Annotated in this window: 20 protein-coding genes; 8 read left to right on the top strand and 12 right to left on the bottom strand. The window is 34.9% G+C overall.

Annotation, left to right across the window (positions count from 1 at the left end):
- Positions 1-159: 159 nt before the first annotated feature.
- The 3 genes from ACFQ0R_RS04565 to ACFQ0R_RS04575 form a co-directional block, all read right to left on the bottom strand.
- Positions 160-2,214, bottom strand: coding sequence for a M13 family metallopeptidase (locus tag ACFQ0R_RS04565; protein WP_379657195.1), 2,055 nt, complete (start codon positions 2,212-2,214; stop codon positions 160-162).
- Positions 2,215-2,267: 53 nt separating this feature from the next.
- Complete coding sequence (locus tag ACFQ0R_RS04570; protein WP_379657196.1) at positions 2,268-2,672, bottom strand: nuclear transport factor 2 family protein; 405 nt, start codon at positions 2,670-2,672, stop codon at positions 2,268-2,270.
- A gap of 89 nt (positions 2,673-2,761) precedes the next feature.
- Positions 2,762-3,289: a hypothetical protein gene (locus ACFQ0R_RS04575; protein WP_379657197.1), complete on the bottom strand. Its 528-nt coding sequence runs from the start codon at positions 3,287-3,289 to the stop codon at positions 2,762-2,764.
- 113 nt (positions 3,290-3,402) lie between these two features.
- Here ACFQ0R_RS04575 and ACFQ0R_RS04580 point away from each other — a divergent pair, with 113 nt between their 5' ends.
- Together ACFQ0R_RS04580 and ACFQ0R_RS04585 are read left to right on the top strand one after the other, a co-directional pair.
- Positions 3,403-4,359 carry an NAD-dependent epimerase/dehydratase family protein gene (locus ACFQ0R_RS04580; RefSeq protein ID WP_379657198.1) on the top strand — a complete coding sequence of 319 codons (957 nt, stop codon included), beginning with the start codon at positions 3,403-3,405 and terminating at the stop codon, positions 4,357-4,359.
- Positions 4,360-4,555: 196 nt separating this feature from the next.
- Entirely contained in the window at positions 4,556-5,473 is a 918-nt protein-coding gene (locus tag ACFQ0R_RS04585; protein ID WP_379657199.1) for a WYL domain-containing protein, read from the top strand.
- A gap of 545 nt (positions 5,474-6,018) precedes the next feature.
- On the opposite strand, the gene ACFQ0R_RS04590 is transcribed toward ACFQ0R_RS04585, so the two are convergent.
- The 5 genes from ACFQ0R_RS04590 to ACFQ0R_RS04610 all read right to left on the bottom strand — a co-directional run bounded on the left by ACFQ0R_RS04590 (position 6,019) and on the right by ACFQ0R_RS04610 (position 10,312).
- Positions 6,019-6,195, bottom strand: coding sequence for a hypothetical protein (locus ACFQ0R_RS04590; RefSeq protein WP_379657200.1), 177 nt, complete (start codon positions 6,193-6,195; stop codon positions 6,019-6,021).
- Between the two features lie 231 nt (positions 6,196-6,426).
- The gene (locus ACFQ0R_RS04595) at positions 6,427-6,639 is read right to left on the bottom strand and encodes a hypothetical protein (protein WP_379657201.1); all 213 of its coding nucleotides are present in this window, start codon (positions 6,637-6,639) and stop codon (positions 6,427-6,429) included.
- Between the two features lie 205 nt (positions 6,640-6,844).
- Complete coding sequence (locus ACFQ0R_RS04600) at positions 6,845-7,591, bottom strand: succinate dehydrogenase/fumarate reductase iron-sulfur subunit (protein ID WP_379657202.1); 747 nt, start codon at positions 7,589-7,591, stop codon at positions 6,845-6,847.
- Between the two features lie 7 nt (positions 7,592-7,598).
- On the bottom strand, positions 7,599-9,602 hold the full coding sequence (locus ACFQ0R_RS04605; protein ID WP_379657203.1) for a fumarate reductase/succinate dehydrogenase flavoprotein subunit: 2,004 nt from the start codon (positions 9,600-9,602) through the stop codon (positions 7,599-7,601).
- Between the two features lie 11 nt (positions 9,603-9,613).
- Complete coding sequence (locus tag ACFQ0R_RS04610; RefSeq protein WP_379657204.1) at positions 9,614-10,312, bottom strand: succinate dehydrogenase cytochrome b subunit; 699 nt, start codon at positions 10,310-10,312, stop codon at positions 9,614-9,616.
- A gap of 222 nt (positions 10,313-10,534) precedes the next feature.
- Here ACFQ0R_RS04610 and ACFQ0R_RS04615 point away from each other — a divergent pair, with 222 nt between their 5' ends.
- Together ACFQ0R_RS04615 and ACFQ0R_RS04620 are read left to right on the top strand one after the other, a co-directional pair.
- Positions 10,535-11,827, top strand: a complete 1,293-nt coding sequence (locus tag ACFQ0R_RS04615) for an aminopeptidase P family protein (RefSeq protein ID WP_379657205.1) — start codon at positions 10,535-10,537, stop codon at positions 11,825-11,827.
- Positions 11,828-11,913: 86 nt separating this feature from the next.
- Positions 11,914-12,687 (top strand): alpha/beta fold hydrolase, encoded by a 774-nt coding sequence (locus tag ACFQ0R_RS04620; RefSeq protein ID WP_379657206.1) that lies wholly within the window; start codon positions 11,914-11,916, stop codon positions 12,685-12,687.
- Between the two features lie 214 nt (positions 12,688-12,901).
- Here the strand turns inward: ACFQ0R_RS04620 and dgt are convergent, their stop codons facing one another.
- Complete coding sequence (dgt, locus tag ACFQ0R_RS04625; protein ID WP_379657207.1) at positions 12,902-14,248, bottom strand: dGTP triphosphohydrolase; 1,347 nt, start codon at positions 14,246-14,248, stop codon at positions 12,902-12,904.
- A 134-nt stretch (positions 14,249-14,382) separates the two neighbouring features.
- Here dgt and ACFQ0R_RS04630 point away from each other — a divergent pair, with 134 nt between their 5' ends.
- Positions 14,383-16,173, top strand: coding sequence for an erythromycin esterase family protein (locus ACFQ0R_RS04630; protein ID WP_379657208.1), 1,791 nt, complete (start codon positions 14,383-14,385; stop codon positions 16,171-16,173).
- A gap of 50 nt (positions 16,174-16,223) precedes the next feature.
- Here the strand turns inward: ACFQ0R_RS04630 and ACFQ0R_RS04635 are convergent, their stop codons facing one another.
- Entirely contained in the window at positions 16,224-16,673 is a 450-nt protein-coding gene (locus ACFQ0R_RS04635; RefSeq protein ID WP_379657444.1) for a carbohydrate kinase family protein, read from the bottom strand.
- 18 nt (positions 16,674-16,691) lie between these two features.
- On the bottom strand, positions 16,692-17,195 hold the full coding sequence (locus ACFQ0R_RS04640; RefSeq protein WP_379657209.1) for a hypothetical protein: 504 nt from the start codon (positions 17,193-17,195) through the stop codon (positions 16,692-16,694).
- 161 nt (positions 17,196-17,356) lie between these two features.
- Here ACFQ0R_RS04640 and ACFQ0R_RS04645 point away from each other — a divergent pair, with 161 nt between their 5' ends.
- From ACFQ0R_RS04645 to ACFQ0R_RS04655, 3 genes are read left to right on the top strand one after another with little or no spacing between them, the layout of a single operon-like run.
- Positions 17,357-17,722, top strand: a complete 366-nt coding sequence (locus tag ACFQ0R_RS04645) for a BlaI/MecI/CopY family transcriptional regulator (protein ID WP_379657210.1) — start codon at positions 17,357-17,359, stop codon at positions 17,720-17,722.
- Positions 17,722-20,733: a M56 family metallopeptidase gene (locus tag ACFQ0R_RS04650; RefSeq protein ID WP_379657211.1), complete on the top strand. Its 3,012-nt coding sequence runs from the start codon at positions 17,722-17,724 to the stop codon at positions 20,731-20,733. Before ACFQ0R_RS04645 ends, ACFQ0R_RS04650 begins: the two co-directional genes overlap by 1 nt.
- 36 nt (positions 20,734-20,769) lie before the next feature.
- Positions 20,770-21,444 carry a hypothetical protein gene (locus ACFQ0R_RS04655; RefSeq protein ID WP_379657212.1) on the top strand — a complete coding sequence of 225 codons (675 nt, stop codon included), beginning with the start codon at positions 20,770-20,772 and terminating at the stop codon, positions 21,442-21,444.
- A gap of 80 nt (positions 21,445-21,524) precedes the next feature.
- On the opposite strand, the gene ACFQ0R_RS04660 is transcribed toward ACFQ0R_RS04655, so the two are convergent.
- Positions 21,525-24,179 carry a carboxypeptidase-like regulatory domain-containing protein gene (locus ACFQ0R_RS04660; protein WP_379657213.1) on the bottom strand — a complete coding sequence of 885 codons (2,655 nt, stop codon included), beginning with the start codon at positions 24,177-24,179 and terminating at the stop codon, positions 21,525-21,527.
- Positions 24,180-24,184: the final 5 nt, after the last annotated feature.

The raw sequence follows: 24,184 nt of genomic DNA on the forward strand, positions 1-24,184 counted from the left end.
AGTCAATCTTCTAATATAAATAATTTTTAACTAGTGTTTTGTATCTAATATTTCAGAAGTGTTTGATGTATTTTTTTGAAAACGATCAATAAAAAAGCGGTTACAAATTTAATTTGTAACCGCTTTTTTAGTTATGATATCAGGTTATATAACCTTGATTTACCAAATTCTGACTCTTTCCTCCGGAGCGATATAAAGGTCATCTCCTTCTTTTACGTCGAAGGCTTCATAGAAAGCATCCACGTTTTGTAAAGGCACATAAGCTCTGTATTGTCCAGGAGAGTGTGGATCTGTTTTGACTTGTGTTCTCAAGGCTTCGTCTCTCACTTTGGTTCTCCAAACGGTTGCCCAGGACATAAAGAAACGTTGTTCTGGAGTGAATCCATCAATTTTCCCTGGCTTTTCTTCATTTTCATAATGCAACATCAATCCGTCGTAAGCACCTAAAACACCACCAAGATCACCTATATTTTCACCTAGGGTAAATTTACCATTGATGTAAACACTATCTAAAACTTCGATACTACTGTAAAGCTCAGCCAAATCGTTTCCACGTTTTGTAAACTGCTCTAAATCTTCATCTGTCCACCAGTTTTTTAAGTTTCCGTTGGCATCAAATCTTGCTCCACTATCGTCAAAAGCATGTGAAATTTCATGACCAATCACAGCACCAATACCACCATAATTCACAGCAGCATCTGCTTTGTAATCGTAAAAAGGAGGTTGTAAAATTGCCGCTGGGAAAACTATTTCATTGAATAATGGATTAAAGTAAGCATTAACCGTTTGTGGAGACATTCCCCATTCAGTTTTATCAACAGGCTCACCTATTTTACTCAGGTTGTCTTTATAATTCCACATAGAAACCGCCTGCATGTTTTCGTAAAATGTTTTTTCTGGAGTGACCTCAAGATCACTATAATCTTCAAACTCATCAGGGTATCCAATTTTCACGGTGAATTTATTCAGTTTTTCTATGGCTTTAGTTTTGGTTGAATCCTGCATCCATTCTAGATTTTCAATTCTATTTTTGAAAGCAGTAATTACATTACCAACCATATCTTCAGCTTTTTCTTTAGCCTCAGGTGGGAATTTTTGATCTACGTAAAGCTTACCAACAGCTTCACCGATACTTCCATTGACTACAGCAAGAGCTCTTTCGTCTAGAGGTCTTTGAGCTTTCGCTCCACTTAAAGTTTTGCTATAAAACTCCCAGTTGGTAGTAGCAATCTCAGTAGAAAGTTGATTCGCTGCGTCATTGATTGTTGACCAAGTCATTAAGATTTTAAGCTCTTCTAATGGTGTTTCGGCAATCATTTCATCAAGAGCTTTCATATACTTTGGCTCCATAACCAAAACTGTATCAGGTAATTTTTCAATTCCTAAATCTGTCATGTAAGCTTTCAGATCTATATTTTTCGTAACACCACTAAGATCTTCAACAGCATACCGGTTATTGAAATTTCTAAAATCTCGTCTAGCTACTTTGTCCAACCTTGGTTCAGCAAGTTGAGTTTCAAGTTTTAGAATAGTCTCTGCTTTAAATTTAGCATCGTCTTTAGCGCCTCCAAAATAAGCCATCATTTTTACGATATGGTCTTTGTATTGCTCTCTAATCTCTTTGGACTTATCGTCTTGATCTAGATAGTAATCTCTATCTGGCAGTCCAAGACTTCCTGTTCCTACGTAAGCTACATTCGTATTACTATCATTTGGGTCTGAATATGCAGAAACACCAAAAAACGGAGAAGAAATTGCTGTTGGGTGTTCTGCCAAGAGCTTTTGAATTTCTTTTTTGGTTTTAACTTCTTCAATAAGGTCCAGCTTGTCCATGATAGGATCTACACCAGCTACATCCCTAGACGTAGTGTCCATAATAGAATTAAATACTGAAATTGCTTTTCCTTGATCTGAAGTTGATGAGTATTTACCAGACTCTTCAGCGGTTTTTAAGATTTCTAAAACATCATTGTCTGTAGATTTTCTCAAAATTTGAAACCCTCCCCAAGAGGTTCTGTCGTCTGGAATCTCACTTTCTTTCATCCAGCCACCATTTACATAGGTGTAAAAATCGTCTTGTGGATTTACTGTGGTATCCATGTATTGTAAGGCAATGCCTTTACTTTCGTCTGCAGTTCCCTTATCGGAATCTTGACACGAAAAAAGTAATGATGAAGCACCTATGGCTATAAAGATCAATTTAACTTTATTCATAATGTATTATTTTAATTTGGGTTAAAAATACGGCTTTTTTGCTGAAATAGAATTTAAGGCTGAGATTCTAGATATTCGTTGTCTAATTTTGATTTTTGCTTAACGAGATGATCAACCAAAGAGTTTGGAACGGTAAGTGAAAGCACGAAATGTTTGATTTTCCACTCTCCTTCTTTCTGAATAAGCACTCCGGAACCTCTACACAACCCCATGTGATCAGAACTTAGAACTTCATCAAACCAAGCTATTTTTTGATCTTTACTAATATAAATATTTCGGTTCACTGGTTTAAAAGTCCATGCTTTACCAGCATCAAAATAAGGTTTTGAAAAAGCTTTGAATTCAGAAAAACTCCATACTTCAGTAGCATCTGAGCCTACAAAAACAGCATCTGAAGTCATTAAGCCAAAGTAAGTATCAAAATCAGCCTCCTCAGCAGCTTTATGCCAACTATTCATAGTTGAGCTTATTTGCTCTGTCTGAGCATAACTATAAACTGAAAAAAATATAATGAATAGTGAATTTTTGAAATGTCTCATTTAGTATTTTAATTAGTCTGAAAAGTATTGTCTTCTATGATAAAAACTTCATTCAATTGTATGTTGAGGTTATTGAAGTCCAGCTTTAGTTTTGCGCTCAACTCTTTAATTTCAGAAGGATTAGGTTCAACTCTTTCAGAGTTTTCTTCAAGCAATTTTGAGTGTGTTTTCAAAGTGATAATTCTAGCTTTTATTGCTTTGGTATCAAAAACCTTAGGAATTACTATTGGTAATGAATCTATAACATTTTCTATTGTACTCGCATTATTGATAACGTCTAAAACTATATAATTTTCAAGTCGCTCCATTTCTGAATTTAAGGCAATGTACTTGATCCATTCTTCTGTAACCTTTTTTGATTTTTCGGACAATTCTACAGTTTTTATAGTGTCCAGATTGATCTTCTCCTGAAGTTTATTGGTAATTTCACCTTTTAAGTTACCTGCTTTATCTTCTTTTTTTTGGTCTGAGCAAGACGTAGCTAAAGCCAAAAAGATTAAAACTGATACTATTGGAATTATGGGTTTAATTTTCATACTGAATTTTTATGAGTTCAAATTTATATGCTTGATGATTAAGTTTTTCATAATTACGAAATTTTTATTCTTATATGTATATCAAAGTTTAAATTTGAACAAAATTTAAAATTATGCCTTCAAAAATATTAATAGTTGGAGCTTGTGGTCAGATTGGTTCAGAACTCACCCTTGCACTAAGAGATATTCATGGTGATGATGCTGTGGTAGCAAGTGATATTAAATCACCGACTTCTCCAGATCTAATTGATGGACTTTTCGAGATACTAGATGCTACCGACTTTGAAAATTTTAAAACCATTGTTTCCAATCACAATATTGACACTGTTTATATGATGGCCGCAATGTTAAGTGGAACTGCAGAAAAATTTCCAGAAAAAGGGTGGGATCTCAATATGACTTCTTTATTCAATGTTTTGAATCTCGGTAAGGAAAAATTAGTTAGTAAGATCTTTTGGCCATCCAGCATTGCTGTTTTTGGCCCTACAACGCCTAAAATAGACACTCCACAGCAAACTATCATGGAGCCGACGACCGTTTACGGGATTAGTAAGCAAGCTGGAGAACGCTGGTGTGCTTATTATAACAAACGTTATGGCGTAGATGTAAGAAGCATTCGTTACCCTGGTTTAATCAGTTATAAAACACCTCCAGGAGGTGGTACTACAGATTATGCTATAGAAATATTTCATGAAGCTTTAAAATCTTCAAACTACACTTCCTTCTTATCAAAAGACACTGTTTTGCCAATGATGTATATGGATGATGCTATAAATGCTACTATATCTATTATGGATGCACCTGCTGAATCTGTTAAAATAAGATCATCCTATAATCTTTCAAGTGTGAGTTTTACTCCAGAAGAACTTTACTCTGAAATCAAAAACCATATTCCGGATTTCAATATGAGTTATGAGTCAGACTTTAGACAAGATATTGCCGATTCTTGGCCTGATAGTATTGATGATTCTGAAGCCAGATCAGACTGGGGGTGGAAACACGATTTTGATCTCAAAATGATTGTAAAAGAAATGCTAGAAGGCGTGAAGTCTTTGAAAAAAGTTAATTAACACCTCTTTTCTAAAATCAATTTATCAATTTCGTTTTTTTATATTACAAAGACACCTGCTTATTAGCAGGTGTCTTTATTTACAGAGTTCAGGATGAAGCTCCAGTAAATGTCTCTTTTTTTGTTCAAAATTAAATTTAATTTAATTGTTGTTTTATTATACATTTATACCGTGAAACGACATAAAACGTCCATACATGAGTGATTTTTTAAAACGATTATCTTACTTATCCACTTTGTTAAGAGATAATGCTTACACCTCCCGTCAATTACTTGATTTGCTTAATAAAGAAAGTTTTATTGTTTCTCAACGCCAAATCCAAAGGGATCTTAAATCCTTGAAATACATTATAGACCAAAACGAGAGTTTGAATAATTATTTCTATGAAGGAAAAAAATACTTTTATATAAAGGCCCTAGTTAAACCAAACCATAATCCAGAACGCTTTAAATCCATCTATACATCGAATACAAGATTCTATTATCAAAATCTATCTGTAGAAAAATTGAAGGCGTTAGAAATCATAGAAAGGGCTATTCACGAAAAGAAAACATTACAGATTCAACTAGTGAAAGATGACGAAACAGGAGAGAATTTGGATTTGGATTCTTTTCAATTTGTTGTTTGTCCTATTGAATTAATTCATCACAGAGCATCTTATTTTTTAGCGTGTTATAATTTGAAGAAAAAAATTATCGAGATTTTTGGCATAAGACAACTCGAACAGATTGAGTTAAGTAAAGGCTTTACAGGTTATAAAAAGTACAAATCCTTACTTGATAAGGAGATGAGTATGCGTTTTGGAGTTACCAAAAATATTGATGAACAGGTTTATGATATTGAGATTGAATTCACGTCTGTTACTGGCCGTTTTATAGAAGATCATCACTGGCATCACTCTCAGAAGATTTTAAAATCTAAAGGAAACTATGTGCTCAAATTGCGATGTGGAATTAACAGAGAGCTTATTGGCTGGATATTTTTATGGATGTATAATGTCAAGATTTTAAAACCGCTAAAATTAAAATCAATGTATGAGAAAACACTCTTAGAGTGCCGATTAACTCATGAAGGAGAAACACCTTTTGTATATAGAAATATATTTAATAATTAAAACTCTTCATTTTCGTCTTAAGCCTTTTATAAGTTATGTAAAATATAAAGTGAAGAGAATAAAGTATGCAGATCTCATTCAATCATAACCAAGATTGCATCTTTGAAAAGTCTATTCTCAAAAGGAAATAGAAAAAAAGCATAGAAATAACACCTAACACTCCTGACAATGTTTTTTGATTGTTTGTCATTACATTTTCAATCTAAAGATTAAATAGGTCAAAATCGAAAGAATTATTACGATCAAACTCAGATTCAACCATGTATTAGTTACATAGAACACATAGATTTGATTTAGTCCCAAAACTATTATCATTAATGAGGAGAGCAACAATAGCATACTGTGTGTTTTCATTGTTTAGTTTTTTTCTTACTTATAAAATAAAGCCTGATAAAGGTCAAGCTATACATTAGAAAAAGAACGGACCTGAAATATTTAGATAAAGGCACTAGGTCAATAAAATCTAGAATTAAAAATATATTGATTAACAAAAGAGAAATTATTGTGCTTAAGTCTGCTATTTTAGTCATTTTTTCAACTTCATTTTATCTAAATGAATTGTATTTACGAGAAATATGATAAAATATAAGTAAAATCCCAATTCCATAAAATAGAATCCTGTACCTTATGTTTAATATACCCTCAAGCACTAAAATTAAACCTGCTAAACCAATAAAAGCTAATGTAAATGCTATTATTCTTAAAAGCTTTTCAGTACTCATAGTAGTTTTTTTTCTTTTGAAATCGATCTTAACAGCGAAAATCTACATAATAGCAAAGTCGCTAAAGATGCTATAAAAACGATCAGTACGCCTTTGTTAGACCCCTCAAATAAGGCTTTTTGATCTATAATAAAATAAATCACATTAAATCCAATTACAACCCCGATTATAAAATCTATAACTGTGACGATAGTTTTTTTATTAATCATCAAATTAAATTTTAGATCGTGTTTATAGCTTTTTATTCTGCTTTTTTTTGTCATTGACATATTGTTGCTGTGCTACTAGTGCAAAAGCTATAACTTGGATTATTGTAAAAATATAACTAGGTTTTTTGTAAAAATTCTGAAAACTAGCCTCTTCATCTACAAATACAGCTACAATCACAGATATAAGAATAACTGACGGGATAGCAACTAACACCTTAAACCTCTTAGTTATCATGTTCTTAGAATTAATATTGGTCCTAACATACTTTCTTTGCGTAGTTTTTCTCAAAGCATTTTTTTAATGTTAACGCGCTAATTATCACTACCAAAAAAATTGCTTAATATTAAAGCACTTATAAATTTAAGCAAATTTATAAATAAAAAAAGCGCTTTAGATGAACCCTAAAACGCCTTTTAATTAATATCTATCTGTCTAAAGCTTATCCAGCTACGCTGGCGCTCATGTATTCTCTATTCATTCTAGCAATGTTTTCTAAAGAAATGCCTTTTGGACATTCTATTTCGCAGGCTCCTGTGTTTGTACAGTTACCAAAGCCTTCTTTATCCATTTGATGCACCATATTTAAGACACGTTCGTGGGCTTCAATTTCACCTTGAGGCAACAAAGCAAACTGAGAGACTTTTGCTGAGGTAAATAGCATAGCACTTGCATTTTTACAAGCGGCAACGCAAGCACCACAACCAATACAAGTTGCAGCATAAAACGCGTCATCTGCATTTTGCTTTTCAATCGGAATTGAGTTGGCATCCTGTGTATTTCCTGAGGTGTTTACAGAAATATAACCCCCTGCATGTTGGATTCTGTCAAAAGCAGATCTATCGATAACCAAGTCTTTTACAACGGGGAAAGCGGTAGCTCTAAAAGGTTCAATAACAATTTCATCTCCATCATTGAACTTTCTCATGTGGAGTTGACAGGTAGTTATCAGTCTGTCTGGACCGTGAGGCTCTCCATTAATTTGTAAGGAACAGGATCCGCAAATGCCTTCTCTACAGTCATGATCAAATTCAACAGGCTCTTTACCATCATTGACCAGATTATTATTTAAAACGTCGAGCATTTCCAAAAATGACATATCTCCATCAATACCATCTACTTCGTAGTTTTGAAATCCTCCTTTAGCTTCAGCGTCTTCCTGACGCCATATTTTAAGTTTAAGCTTCATAAGTCAATTATTTATAGCTTCTTGTTTTTAATTCAATATTTTCAAATTCTAGCTGCTCTTTGTGAAGCTTTGCATCTCTAGGATTACCAACATATTCCCAAGCAGATACAAATTTAAAATTCTCGTCGTCTCTTAAGGCTTCTCCATCTTCAGTTTGGTACTCTTCTCTAAAGTGGCCACCACAGGATTCATTTCTTTCTAAAGCATCTTTAGCAAAAAGTTCACCAAGTTCAAGAAAATCTGCTACTCTTCCTGCTTTTTCAAGTTCCTGATTTTTAGCTTCTGCCTTACCAGTCAGTTTCACATTAGCCCAGAAATCTTCTCTCAATTCTTTGATTTCTTCCATGGCTTCTTTTAGCTCTTTCTCGTTACGAGACATCCCACATTTATTCCACATGATTTTACCTAATTTCTTATGGTAATAATCAACAGGGTTTTTGCCATTTGCATTAAATAGCTTTTGAATTCTGTCTTTTACATCACTTTCAGCAGTTTCAAACTCTTCAGTTTCTGTTGAAATTGGTCCAGTTCTAATATCATCAGCTAGATAATCTCCAATCGTGTAAGGAAGTACGAAATATCCATCTGCAAGACCTTGCATCAAAGCAGAAGCTCCAAGTCTGTTGGCCCCGTGATCAGAGAAGTTAGCTTCACCAGCTGCAAAACAGCCTGGGACTGTTGTCATCAAGTTGTAATCTACCCAAAGACCTCCCATTGTATAATGAACGGCCGGGAAAATCATCATTGGGGTTTTGTATGGATTTTGATCTGTAATTTTCTCATACATTTCAAATAAGTTACCATACTTAGACTCAACAACTTCTTCGCCTAATTTTATAATTTCTTCTTTACTTGGGTTTTTATGTCCAGAGGTAAATGCCTTTTCTTTTCCATAACGCTCTATAGCTGCTTTAAAGTCAAGATATACTGCTTGTCCTGTTTTATTTACACCATAACCAGCATCACAACGCTCTTTAGCAGCTCTGGAAGCCACATCACGTGGAACCAAATTACCAAAAGCAGGATATCTACGTTCTAAATAATAATCTCTATCTTCTTCAGCTAGTTCCGTAGGTTTTAAATTTCCTTCACGAATAGCTTTCGCATCTTTTTCATGCTTTGGTACCCAAATACGACCGTCGTTTCTCAATGATTCCGACATTAAAGTCAATTTGGATTGTAAGTCTCCAGAAACAGGGATACATGTTGGGTGAATTTGTGTAAAACAAGGGTTCGCAAAGAAAGCGCCTTTTTTATGAGCTCTCCAGGCTGCCATCACATTACTACCCATCGCATTAGTTGATAGGTAAAAAACATTTCCGTAACCGCCAGAAGCTAAGACAACCGCATGAGCAGAATGTCTTTCAATATTTCCAGAGACAAGATCACGAGCGATAATTCCTCTGGCTTTTCCATCTACAAGTACCAAATCCATCATTTCATGTCTGTTGAAAGCTTGGATTTTTCCTCTGTTGATTTGTCTGTTCATTGCTGAATAGGCTCCTAGTAGCAATTGTTGACCTGTTTGTCCTTTAGCATAGAATGTTCTTGACACCAATACACCACCAAAAGATCTGTTATCCAAAAGACCACCGTATTCTCTGGCAAAAGGAACACCCTGAGCGACACATTGATCGATAATATTTCCAGAAACTTCCGCAAGTCTGTAAACATTAGCTTCTCTGGATCTGTAGTCGCCCCCTTTTACAGTGTCGTAAAACAATCTGTAGTCGGAGTCCCCATCACCTTGGTAATTCTTCGAAGCATTAATTCCTCCTTGCGCTGCAATTGAGTGCGCACGACGAGGAGAATCTTGATAGCAAAATGTTTTGACATTGTAGCCAAGTTCTGCAAAAGTTGCTGCAGCACTTCCACCTGCGAGTCCAGTCCCAACGACAATAATGTCGATGTTTCTTTTGTTCGCCGGGTTGACGAGGTTAATTTCGTTTTTATGTTTAGTCCATTTTTTCTCAATGGGACCTTCAGGTATTTTTGATTCTAAAACTGACATAATCCTTTCGCTTATAAATTATTAAAATAATGATATAGTGCTATAAATACAAAGCCCATTGGAATTACAATCGCAAAGGCTGTAGTGAATTTACGAATGAACTTGGATGTGCCACTTTTATATCCGGATAAACCTTCCTGATATTTGTTCTTTGCTCCCAGAGATTGAAAGGAAGACGCGAAACCGTGAAGTAAGTGTAACATCAGGAACACAAAAGACAATACGTAAAGACCAGTTCTAATTGGGTCTCCTGCAAATTTAGCAATGGTTTCATCGTAGTATCTGTAAGGATCGTCGGGATGGCTTTCTACATATTTATGAACGAGCTCAGGTATCCAAAAATCGTAAAAGTGAAGTCCTAGAAAAGCCAAAACCACAATTCCGGATATAATCATATTCCTGGACATCCATGTTGAATTAGCTCCGCCATTAAATTTAGCGTATTTAACACTTCGCGCATTTCTGTTTCGAATTTCAAGTACAAACCCCATGATAAAGTGAAAAACGACGCCGGCAATTAATACGGGTTGAAGTAAGGCCTGTACCACAAAATTAGTTCCCATAAAATGAGAAATCTCGTTGAAGGTAGAAGGACTGACGACCGAGGTAAAATTAATCGTAAAATGTTGAAGTAAAAAAAGGACTAAAAAAAGTCCTGAAAGAGCCATAGCAACTTTCCTTGCTATTGATGTTTTGCTTATTCCAGCCATTATTCTGTATTTGATTTTGTGCAAAAATACGCTACATAGCGCTCTGAAACAAATGAAGTCAAGTATTTACGCTTAATTTAGAATAATTTTAAAGCCTATTGAATCAAATTCACGAAAACCTTGTCGTAAAATTAGAGCAACTAAAATTTATTTTACCTCTTAATTATTCCTTTACAGATTTTTTAAAGTCCATTTTATACCTTTGATGAAAATTGAAAAAAAATGAGATACGAGCCTATTTCCAGCGAATTATTTATTCAGAATAGAAAAAACTTTATGAGTCAGATGTTGCCAGGAAGTTTGGCAGTGTTCAACTCAAATGATACTTATCCAATAGGAGCGGATAGTACGATTCCTTTTCAACAAGACCGAAATATCTATTACTTAAGTGGAGTAGATCAAGAGGAAAGCATTTTGGTTTTATTTCCTGATGCCCCAGATCCAAAGCATCGTGAAATTTTATTTTTGACTGAAACCAATCCTCATATAGCTGTTTGGGAAGGTGAAAAACTCAACAAAGAAAGAGCGTTAAAAACTTCAGGAATCGAAACTGTGTATTGGATTCAAGATTTTCAAAAAGTTTTTAATGAACTAATGGCCCAAACAGGGATGGTTTATATGAATACCAACGAGCACTACAGAGCTGCACATGCTACTCAAACTCGTGAAGATCGTTTTAATAAGTGGTTAAAAGAAAATTATCCTGCTCACCAGGTTTCAAAAAGCAATCCTATTTTACAAAGATTAAGATCTGTTAAGCATCCGCTTGAATTGGACGTGATGCAAAAAGCTTGCAACATAACTGAAAAAGGTTTCAGAAGAATTTTAGAATTCACAAAACCTGGTAAATGGGAATATGAGCTGGAAGCAGAGTTTATGCACGAATTCCTAATCAATAAATCTCGTGGATTTTCATATACTCCAATTATAGCAGGAGGGAAAAATGCAACTGTGCTTCACTACATCGAAAATAAAAATCAATTGAAAGACGGAGACTTGATTTTAATTGACGTAGGTGCTGAATACGCCAATTATACAAGTGATATGTCTCGTACGATTCCTGTCTCTGGAAAATATACAGATAGACAAAAGCAAATATATACTGCAGTAAATAAAGTCAAAAACTTAGCAACGGATATGCTAGTTCCTGGAACTATTTGGAAAGATTATCATGTTGAGGTTGGTAAATTGATGACTTCAGAATTATTGGATTTGAAAATTCTGGATAAAGCGGATGTTCAAAATGAAAATCCAGAATGGCCAGCTTACAAAAAGTATTTTATGCATGGCACATCTCATAATATCGGCCTGGACACACACGATTACGGTTTGTTGCACGAACCTATGAAAGCCAATCAGGTATTTACAGTAGAACCAGGCATTTATCTGCCCGATGAAAATATGGGCATTCGACTCGAGGATGATGTGGTTATCCAGGAACAGGGAGCGCCAAAAAACCTAATGGCCAATATTCCTATCGAAATCGAAGAGATTGAAGACTTAATGAATAGCTAACTTTTTTAAGTTATTACTAACCTAAAAAGATTTTTCTCTAGTCAACTGTTTACTAAACTAACAGTTGGCTAGTTTTATTTAGACACATGACCTTTAGATACAAGCAGGCCAAAGTTCACTATACATTTTCAGGCGAAGGTGAACCTATTATTCTTTTGCATGGATTTTTGGAAAACTCTTTAATGTGGGAAACACTTCAAAAAGAGCTTTCTAAAACTTATAACGTTTACGTTTTAGATTTACCTGGTCATGGCAAAACAGAAGCCATTGGGTACATCCATACAATGGAAGATTATGCAGCTCTAGTTTTGGCCTTTGCAGAACATCAAAAGCTGAAAAACTTTAGTTTGTTAGGACATTCTATGGGAGGCTATGTGGCCTTAGCTTTAGCTGAATTAAAATCAGAAAAAATTAAAAAGCTCATTCTTTTAAATTCAAGCTCTTTAGCAGATTCTGAAGTCAAACAAAAAGAAAGAAATCGAGCCATCACCATGATTCAGAAGTACCCCGATGCTTTTATACGCATGGCGGTGAAGCATTTATTCCTACCCAAAGATCAAAAACGTTTGTCTGCTGAAATTAATACTGCTATTCTTGAAGCAAACAAATGTTCTCAACAAGGAATTATCAATACGCTGAAGGGTATGCGAGATCGAAAAGATAGAACCGAAGTTTTAAAAAACTTTAGTGATAGAAGTCTTATGATTTTGGGAGATCAAGATAAAGTTATCAACTTCGAAAAGACTAAAATCATAGCACAAGAAGCTGGTATTGAATTGGAAATTTTACCTGGCGGTCACATGTCTTATATTGAGCATCCTGAGTTGCTTTTTAAGACTGTTCAGGAGTTTTTGAGTTAGTTCTTAGGGATAAGGTCGAAGGAAGTAGGTTGTGTAAATACTCAACATTTGGTCTTCTATCAATATTTATACAAACCGCAGAGTTCGCAGAGAATTGTTTAGTAACTGATGAAGCTCCTCAAAATTTTGATATTTAGTGACACATAACGTGAAATAACAATTTGAAATCTGAATTTCTTTATTCAGTATTCGACATACGATATTCATTATCCTTTCAAAGATCGCTCCCCGTTAATTTTCTGTACGTTCTCAAGGCATTACTATCAGTGAGTGAAGCAACAAACGAACATACATCTATAAGCCAGTCTTCAAGTTTACTTTCAGAAAAATCAAAATCTTTAAGGAAGTTTTTCAAAATGAGTTTATCAAAATTGGAAGCGTTCCCGGCATGCTGATGTTCTACAGCTGTGGTGAAATCATCTAGAATTTTTGTCAAAATTTTATAACCAGCGATTTCTTTGTCAAGCACTTCCTGACTTTGATAAATATTTTTAATACTAATTTTGATGATATCTTCAATCTGAACTTTATACGACGATTTATCGAGTAAAGCCTGATGATAATCACCATTCAAAATGGCGTCTTCATTCTCCATAAACAGGGAAACTGCATCTTCAATCAAGGCGCCAATCGCTAATGACCTCAGATAACTTATTCGGTTTTTGGTGGTAGATAACTTGGAATATTTTTCAGTATTGATGCTTTTGGAAACGATTTTGGACAAATATTCCAAAGCGTATTCTTCCTGGATTAAGCCCAGATTAATGCCATCTTCAAAATCGATGATGGTGTAACAAATATCATCGGCAGCTTCGACAAGAAATGCAAGCGGATGTCTTTTGTAACGAACCTCATTTCCATCAGAATTCCTTTCGAGACCAAGTTCCTCGGCCACATCTTGAAACTTTTCCTGCTGCTGATAGAAGAATCCAAATTTTTTATCAGCGACCTGCTTGGTCGGTTTGTGTGGAAGTGAGGCTTTTGGATATTTAGTGAAAGCACCCAAAGTAGCATAAGACAATCTTAAACCGCCTGGGGAACCGTAATTATCGTTGGTGAGGAGTTTGAAGCCATTGGCATTCCCTTCAAACATAGAAAGGTCTTGATAAACGACTTTTGGAAGCTCAGGCTCAAAGCGTTTTCCGTTCCCAAATTTAAAATAATCGCCAATAGCACGTTCTCCACTGTGCCCAAATGGAGGATTACCTATATCATGAGCCAAAGCCGCTGCAGCTACAATAGCACCAAAATCATTGAAATGATGTCCATGAGTTCCTTTCAATTGCGGATGTTTTTCCAAGACTTTTTTGCCGACCAATCGTCCTAAAGATCTTCCAACGACTGAAACTTCCAAACTATGAGTTAAGCGCGTGTGCACAAAATCGGTCTTGGAGAGAGGAATAACCTGAGTTTTGTCCTGCAAACTTCTAAATTCTGAAGAGAAAATCACGCGATCGTAATCCACTTCAAACCCTAGTCGGGTGTCGTCTTGTTCCTTTCGAATGCGTTTGTTTTTATCGCCCTGGCGTTTCAGTGATAAAAGAGATTCCCATGTTGGCATGCCTTTAGTTTTGCGTCAAATGTAAGGAATTCTATGGCTTTCGAAACTGTTTGTATTTTCTTAAACTTATTTGATTTATTTTACACACGACTTCAAATAAATTAAGTTTACTCACTAACTAACTCCAATTACTTATGAATACAAAATTGACCATAGTTCATCTTATTTTTTTCTCCCTAATTTCTTTCACTACGCTTTCCCAAACTACTGATTTGGATAAACTTAATTTGGACTTTGAAATCATGAAAGGCAATAGCGCTAAAGGTTGGTCTGATTTCGAAAATCCAGGTTATGAAAAAGGTTTAGACACACTTATAGCCTTTAGTGGAAAGAATTCGGGATACATAGAATCCAAAAAGGATGCAAAAACCTTTGGGGCTTTATCTTATTACATCCCTGCAGGTTTTATTGGCGATAAGATAAAATTGACTGGCTATATGAAAACTGAGAACGTATCTTATGCGGCTGGATTATGGATGAAAATCAATCCTAATCTTGGTTTTTACAATATGATGGATAAAGAAATTAAAGGAACCAACGAATGGAATGAGTACGAAATCGAACTTGATTATAAAGATGTTGAAGCTGAATCTATTGAAATTGGAGTTCTTCTTGCTGGTAAAGGTAAAATATGGATAGATGACCTTAAAGTAACTATTGACGGAAAAGAACTAAAGAATGTAAAGAAAAAAGTAGAATTAACAGCTGAAATTAAACAATCACTTATAAAACAGATACAACAACAAAAAAATAGCTTGGATATCTCCAGTGAAGAAAAATTAGAAGCAACTTTAACCCCTTTAATTGAATCTATCGGTAATAAAAAAATCGTGGCGATTGGAGAGGATACTCATGGAACTTCAGAGTATTACAAACTAAGAGAAGCAATTACAAAGCGATTGATTACAGAAAAAGGATTTAATATTGTTGTTTTAGAAAACCCATATGATGACATAGAAGTATTGAATAATCATATCAAGGAAGAAGAAATCTCTAAATTGATGAAGAAACACCTCTTTTCCATTTACCAAACGGAAGAAATGAAATCATTTTTAGACTGGTATAAAATCGACAGCATCCGTTCTAATGTAGCATTCAAAGGAATGGATGATTCTTTCTGGGTTTCGCATGAATTATTAAAAGATAAACTTTCTGAAATTCAAGATAATGAGATTACGCAACTTATTGAGAGACTCAAAGATGCAGCTACTTTATCCGTGAGAAAATACAACAGAAAATATAAAAAGTCAGGCAAAAAGGCTAGAGATGAAAACGAATTAGGCGCTTTCACCTATCAGATAGCAATCGATTTAAATGACACTTTAGAGTCTAAAGGCTTATTAACCAAACAGCTTGAAGAGTATTTATTTAACATTAAAAACACGTATATCAACTACTTTAATCTGAAGAATAAAAAGCCTACCCAAAGCCGTGATGAAATTATGGCCGAACGAATTGCTTATTTAGCTAAAGATCCAGATTCAAAATTGATTGTCTGGGCTCACAATGCTCATATTTCTAACATAGTAATTATTAATGATGAAATAGGAATAATGGGAGAAAAATTAAAAAATGAATTCGGTAATAATTACCTTTCTATTGGAATGAGTTCATCAAAAGGTAGTTATTCCTTTTTTGAAAATAGGTTTGTTAATGGAGATCATGATTTTGATGATGAACTTATACAATCGAAAATTCGTTTTCAACCTTCAGAATCCTGGGAGACTTTATTCAATGAAGCAGATGAAAATTCATATTATTTCAATGTGAAAAAGATTAAATCAGGTGATGTATATACCAAATTAAAATTAATCACATTTAATAAGGAAACTAAAAAAGACTATTACAAGTTGCCTATTTTAAAAATGTTTGACAGTCTCTTTTTCTTGGAAACTACCAATGCTACAACACCTTTGGATGATTAGAATTGAAATATTAAAGATTAAATATTTTACTTAGAAACTTGAGTTGTACCCTATTCAGAATAAAACTTTTCTCGAATTCCTTCCGTTTCTTTCTGATTTTTAAACACCTCATAGGTTTTACCCTGAGTTCGTAATCCACCGAGAATGTTGGCAAATTCAGCTGCTTTTTTCAGGCTGTTGTGGTACACCAGGCCATAAGCCAGTCCGCCAGCAAAAGAATCGCCACAGCCAGTAGTGTCGATTACTTCCTGTACATCTATAGATTTGGTAAAGTGCTTATGCGTTGTTCCATGTTCTCTGTGGTAGCCTACACAGCCATGTGCATCCAAAGTGACAAATAAAGACTGCGTTCCCTGGTTGAGCACATGTTCTGCAAACTCATCGAGGTGGTCGGTTTTGGAATCGTCATAAGAAGTTATGTCTTCCAGTCTGTATTCATTTTGAAACCAGCAGCATTGCGACTCTTCAAGATTCATTTTAAGCACATCGATATAAGGCAGCCATTCGTCGCGTTCGGCTCAGAATCGACGCAAGCGATCGCCATTTATAGTGAGACAAGTCGTAGCGCCATGCGCATCAAAAATGATTTTAGCTTTTGAATTGGCTTTGATGTATTTCAAGGTCTCTAGTGAAATTTCAAAATCTGTAATTGGCACCATCACAAAGGCGTCCACCTCCAAAAAAGCTTCCACATCTTTAGGTAAAATAGGATTCATAAAGGCGGTTTGCTTTTCCACGCGATTATTTTGATCCAGGAATTCTAAAGCGATGACTGTGCCCATATCTTTAGAATCATCGACACCTCGCATATCGATAGCTGGAAATTTAGAAAAAAGCTCAGCAATTGGGGTCACGTCCTTTTTATGCACGTGGGCAATCGGGAAAACACTTCCAGAGTCCTGCTTCAATTTTGCCAATGCAATACAGGGATGCGTGATGCAACCGTATTTTTGAATACGTTCTTTATGATGGGTGATGATCGTATCTCTAGGAATTGGACCTACGACAGCAATTTTTTTCATGACCAGACTTTTTTGAAAGAATCTTATAATATGCCCTGTAAATTAAGAATTTTGTTTGAAATGGTTTATTAAATTCAAAAAAAGATAAACTGTTAAAAACTGGATTTGTAGTTATATAACTGTAATTTTAGTTTACATTAGCTTTATATTCAGAAATTCACATGAAACATTCAGAAAAATTAACGGCCAAAGAAGAAGAAGTTATGGCTGTATTGTGGAAGCTTAAAAAAGCTTTCGTCAAAGAAATTCAACAAGAACTGGAAGGAGAGCAGCACTACAACACAGTTTCCACCTTGGTGAGGTTACTTGAAGATAAAGGCTTTGTTGCCCATCAAGCTTTTGGTAAAAGCCATCAGTACTTTCCTGTGGTGGATAAAAAAGCCTATAGCGAAAAAGTTATGGAACAAACCTCTACCAGATTTTTTGACGGATCATATAAGAATATGGTATCCTTTTTTGCTCAGCAGGATAAAATTTCAGAACAGGAACTGGAAGAAATTCTGGAACTCATTAAAAACAAAAGCTGATGGAATTACTGATCTATCTCGGAAAAGCTTCTCTACTTCTAGCTACTTTTTGGTCAGTTTATAAAGTACTTCTGGAAGCAGAAACTTACCATAGGTTTAAAAGAATCTATCTTCATGTGGGCTACCTGTTAAGTTTGATGTTGCCACTCTTTACGTATACCAAAATTGAAGAAATCACGTTCAGTCCAGCTTCTTATCTAGCGCCAAGTTCTTCGGAATTTGTTCCTACTGAAATTACACCAACCACTTTTGAACTAGTTTGGTCATTTATCACTGAATATGCTGTGATTGAACTTATATACATCAGTATTTCATTGCTGTTCCTTTTTCATTTAATGGTGAAATTCTTTAGGTTACTCAAATTTCTGAAAGGTTCTAAAGCCTTTAAAACCGAAGGAATTTTTCACATAGAACGACCCATTTCTGAAGGTGCTTTTTCATTTTTGAATTACATCATTTACGATCCCCAATTGTATTCTAAAGCCGAATTGAAAATCATTCTGGCTCACGAAAAAGCCCATGTAGCTCACAAACACAGTTTGGACATTCTCTTTGCTCACCTTTATAAGTGTGCGTTTTGGTTCAATCCATTTGCCTGGTTGTACCAAAAAAGTTTAGTCCTCAACCTTGAGTACGAAGCCGATGCTAAAGTGGTCGCAAAAACCACCAAAAGAGACTACCAGCTCACCTTATACAGCATCACTCAACAACAATTTAAATCGCAGTTGCAACATTCATTTCACCAATCTCCTATCAAAAAACGAATCGCTATGCTTAACAAAAACAAACACAATCGATCTTTTTGGAAACTGTTTATAGTTTCTCCATTATTAGTGGTCTTCTTTCTGCTGTTTCAAGTGGAGACTAAAGCGCAAATCAAAAATTCAATTACAACTACGGAAAGTAAAATCAATAGAATTGAAATGACCTTTGATGAAAACACGACTAAAAAAGACTTAGAATCTAGTGTGGATTTTCTAAAAGAGGACTTCAATATTGATATGAAGTATTCAAACTTAAAATTTGATAAAAACAACAAACTCAAAAGTCTTGCTCTGGAAGTCGATTCTAATGATGGTTTTAAAGGATCAGTAGCTTCTCCCGATGTGGCTTCAATGCCTGTTTATTTTTACAGAGATTATACGGAAGGAGTGGAATCACCATTTGGAGTGGGAATTAGGACTGAACCTGAAATTAATCCTACACCAGATTATGAAGCGATGAAAGACGTTGAGACCTTTATTATAAACGAAAAGAAAATGGATAAAGCGGAGTTGCTCAACAAATATATTCCAGTGAAACGCTTTACACATATGAAAAGCTCCAAGACTTTATATATCACCACACGGTCTGAATTTTCTAAGCCTTACTATTCTGGAATGTTTGAAGCTAAGGAAGAGCTTAATAAATTATTTAAAAACGGCGAACCTGAAGGCGTTATTTATTTTAAAGTAGAAGATGATGAAGTTTTTGTAATGACGATTGATAATTTTGAAATTTCAGAAAGTAAAGAAACACCTGTTGAAGTCAAACAGGCAAAAGACAAACTTGAAGTAGATTCTAAATCTGATTATAATACCATCAAAGATGCTGAAAACTTCATCATCAACGGGAACCAGATCGATAAAGAAGAGCTTGCAAAAACTTATATCCCTGTGGAAATTTTCAGTTATGATAAAAAGACTAAAACTTTATCTGTAACTACTAGACCAGAATTTTCAAAGCCTTATTTTTCCAAAATTTCTGCTATTACTGAAGAGCTTGTTGATAAGTTTGGAAAAAACATCACAGAGAAGATGACTTTTATTAATGTATCATCAGATTATGAACCTATTTTAATAACACTAGATAAGTTTAAAATTTCAAAAAATAAAGAAATTCCTTTTGAAGATGATGAGGCAAAAGAAAAACCTGAAGATTCAAAAAGAGATTATAAGAATGCTGAAAACTTTATCATAAATGGCAAAAGTATAGACAAAGAAAAGCTTGTTGAATACTTTATTCCTGTAGAAGATTATAGCTACGATGAAAGCTCTAAAACCTTATCAATCAAAAATTCATCAGCATTTTCAGAGCCTTATTATCCACAATTTTTGGATTTGATGAAAGACATTAAAGGCAATGATGCTGATAACTTTTTAAAAGGATTAACCTACTTTAAATTGACTTCAGACTATAAACTGGTTACAATGCAAGTCACTGATGTTGAAACTTCTAAAACACCGAATGATGCTTTAATTAATAATAACATTTCCCTTTCGAATGGAGCGGGAAAAACAGAAAGGAAATTCTTAGATTTCAACAGCAAATACCAAAATCAGGATATGGTGATGTTTGTGGATGGGGTTAAGGTTGAAAAAGGTAAAACCGCCAATATTGATACAGACCAGATAGAATCTGTAGAAATCCTCAAATCCCCAGAAGAGCTTAAAGCCGAAGGCTATAACTCAAATTTTGTTAAAGGGGTTATTAAAATCACCACCAAAAAAGGTAACGCCTCAAACGCATCCAAAAATAAAGGTTCTATAGAAGTCAATAAACTCGCTCTAAAAAATTCTGAATCAGCCATTTATATGCTAGACGGGAAAGTAATAGACATAAAAAAAATAAATAAGGTAATGCCTAAAGATATTAAGTCTGTAGATGTTGTAAAATCAGCTAAAGAAATTAAAAATGCGGGCTACGATCCAAAAAAGGTGGATAGGCTGATAAAAATCACAACAAAAAAAGACAACGATATTAACGCTTCTCAGTACTCTAACTCAAATGAGCAATATAAGTCAGCTCTGAGCCGAAATAACAATACTATAATTTATAAAGTTGACGGAGAAGAAGTTGATTATAAAAAGTTTTCTGATTTAAACCCTGAGCAAATTCAATCGATGGAAGTCGTCAAATCACCTTACGATCTTAAAGAGGCGGGTTATGACCCAAATAAGGTTGATGGGATAATTAAAGTCACGACTAAAAGCAAAGATTCTGAACAAACCAACAAAATCAAAACTAACTAATCGGACTAACTCAACTTAATTTAAAACCAGATTGCTATGATTAACACAAACAAACACCTCCAATCTTTTTGTAAAACTTTTATCTTTTTTCCTTTATTGATTGTGAGTTTTCTACTTTCCCAAGTGGAGACCAAAGCACAAGTAAGGGAATCTAATACAACTACTGAAGCTTCCAATTTTGAAAAAGAACTCGAAGGCATTAATGATGCTGAAAGCATTATCATTAATGGGAAGAAGGTAGCTAAAAATGAACTTGTCGAGAATTATATTTTAGTAGGCGACTTTCAATACGACGAGCAGTCAAAGACGCTTTCTATTTCGACACCAACTGAATTTCCTGAACTTTACTATTCCGATTTATCAAAATTTCCAGAGGAACTTAAAAAACGGGATGATGATAATTTTTTAAAAGGTTTTACCTATTTCCAACTGACATCTGATGATAAGATTTCTGCTGTGAAAATAAATGATCATCAATACGAAGATGGTGCAGAAACTGCCTCTCAATCTGATAACAACAACACAAAATTAGATGACGAAAACACCGTTTATTTGGTCGATGGTAAGGAAATCGATAAAGACCAACTGAACACGATTAAACCAGAACAGATAGCCTCGATGAACGTCAAAAAATCAGTAGCACTGATTAAAGAAAAAGGCTACGATACCGAGAAAGTCAAAGGGCTTGTGGAAATTACTACCAAAGAGTAAAGAGTAAATTGAAAACTTCAACCATTTAAAAACCCCCAATCATCACAGATGAACTGGGAATCTTTAAATGAAGTATGTATTCATAAGTTGTATCCTATACTAAATAATACTATTCGTGGTAAAATAAAAGTTCTGGAATCTGATATGATGAAAGAACTAAAGGAATTCTGGTTTTTGAATTGGACATCAAATACATTCTGAGCTTCGATTTTAAAACTCCAGGCACTACTTTCTTTTTGGTAAAGTAAAGAAGCATTGGCAATTTCATAACTGTTTCGCTGGTCTAGTGTTTTGTTTTGATAAGTATAGGAGGTGAAGTCTGCGGAAAGGATAAATCCGCTTAAGAAATCGTAATCCAAATTGACAAAGGGCTGGGTGGTTACAAAATTGGTCGTGTTATTACCTAATGTGAAATTTCCAAAATTTTGCCTCCATCCCACTTCCAAAATTGGAAAGTCGTTGTAGAGCGTCTTGGCTGAGAAATTATAGGAGGTATTGCTGTTTTGATTTTCTACTTCAATAGCGTTGACAAACTGCAAATAGGTGGTATTGGTGTAACGCAATCCAGTTTGCAGATTAATTTGACTTACCTTTTTACTCACACGACCACCTACTCCCCAGGTTTCTGAAGCATTATCTATAAAAAGAGGAGTCACCACCTGATTGATCCCTTCATAATTGACATTATCGACTATTCCATCGACTTGCTTAGAATAATTGGCCGTGGCATAAATCCCAAAACCTCGATAGCCTTTAGATTTAGTAAAACGCAAATTCAAATCATGCTTTAGCGTATTTTCTAAGCCAGTATTGCCACTAAAGATATTGTTATAACTCTGCAAATAAAACCGATTGGCAAATTGTGAAGCATCTGAAAAAGATGATTTCAGTTCATAATTAAGTTGTAAAGTTTTGCTTCTAGTGATTTCTGCTTTGGCTGTCAGGTTGGGTAAAACCACAAATTTGTCTCTAACGGATGTGGCTTCCTGGTCTGGATTCCAGCGGTAATAATGAACAAATACCCCCTGATCGAAAGTAAAAATTCCTGTTCTAAATTTATAGAACATACCCGCAAAAGCATCGTTCAACCTGAAATGGAAATCATTATTGAATCCTGCTTCCCCGAAATTATTGATACTACCATCGTTGAGTTCTTGTGTATCTTCGGTAAAAAAGGTCTGATTCAAATTGACATTTCCTATGGTAGAATAGATGTGATTATTTCGATCAAGCACCCAGTAATGCTTCAAAATAGATTTGACTTGATTTTTCTCGGTTTGCTTGAATTGGTTAATGCTTATGCTCGGCTCATCCACAATTGGAATAAGCCCAGCCAAAATATCATCATTGGTTTGCCAAAGCGTTCTGGGCGTTAATTTATCGTAGGTATAATCGACTACTCCCGAAAAGGAATGTGTTCTGGACTCTTTTCTATGCCACTCTACCGTTTGATTGAAAAAAGTTTGCTCTCCAAATCGATCGTTCAAAAATAGATTTGAAACGGTATCTACTTCAGAAGAGATGGTATTGCTGTACTGGTCATCTGCACTTTTGAACTGAGACTTAAAATGCCACTGGTCTTTATAATTGGGCGTAAAAATAGCATTGAAACTCCCCATGGTCAGTTGATTATTGGTAGCTGTGGCTATAGATCTGTCTTCTGAAAAGGTGTTGTATTCATTGGTAGATTCTACCAAAGTGCTTTCTTTGGTTTTAGAAAAAATACCATAGCCTGAAATGTTTAATTTGTTGTTGACTTCCTGAGTAAAGTTCACCGCTCCAAATTTACGATCACTCTCGACGACATCTTCTTTTTCTAAAAAATCTGAAAAATCCTCATAGGAATCTCCAAAGGAGGTACTTCCCTTATCAAAAATAGAATTCATACCTTCCTGGAAACTAAAAAACTGGTCGTAAGTAAACACACGGTTTCTTACATTATTGAGGTTGCCGATGACATTAAAGGTGGTTTTAGGGCTATAATAAAACAAATTACTTTGAGCATTGTAAAACTCATCGTTCCCTAATCCAGCTTCTATATCGCCGAAGACAAAATCTTTTTTATCCTCTTCCAGTTTGATGTTCATAGCCATGTCTTCGCTTTCCTGGAAATCTTTAAGCATAGCTATTTCATTGTAATTATCGAGCACTTCTACCTGTTTTACAGCATCTGCAGGAATATTATCTACCGCTAGCTTAGTACCACCGCCAAAAAACTTTTTGTTTTCTACAAGCATGTGCGTCACCTTTTTACCATTGACGGTGATGCCTCCATTTCTATCTACTTCTACCCCTGGTAGTTTTTTAAGAATATCTTTCAGCTTACGTTCTTCTCCGCTGGTCAATTGATTGACATTGTAAGTAATGGTGTCTTTTTTGACCACCATAGGCATGTCTAAAACCACTTCCTCCAGATCTTCTGTACTTTGCTTTAAGACAATATCTTTGACCTGATCCTCTTTAAGATTTATCTCAAAATTTTGCTTAGCATAGCCTAGATAATTAGCGGTAACGGTATAAGGTATGCTTTTTAGGCTTAGACGATACCGCCCTTTGTCATCGGTAATCGCAAATTTAATTTGCTGTAACGAATCTTTGGGCTCGGCGAGGATATTGACATTGGCAAGTGGTTGATTGACGCTGTCTTTAACTGTACCTTTTAATGAGTTTTGGGTATAAGAATTGTTAAATGAAAAAAGGGCAAAACAGACAAGTAAATTGAAACATATTTTCATTAAAA

The organism is Psychroflexus salinarum (assembly GCF_042677225.1).
In the GTDB taxonomy this organism is placed as follows: Bacteria; Bacteroidota; Bacteroidia; order Flavobacteriales; family Flavobacteriaceae; genus Psychroflexus; species Psychroflexus salinarum.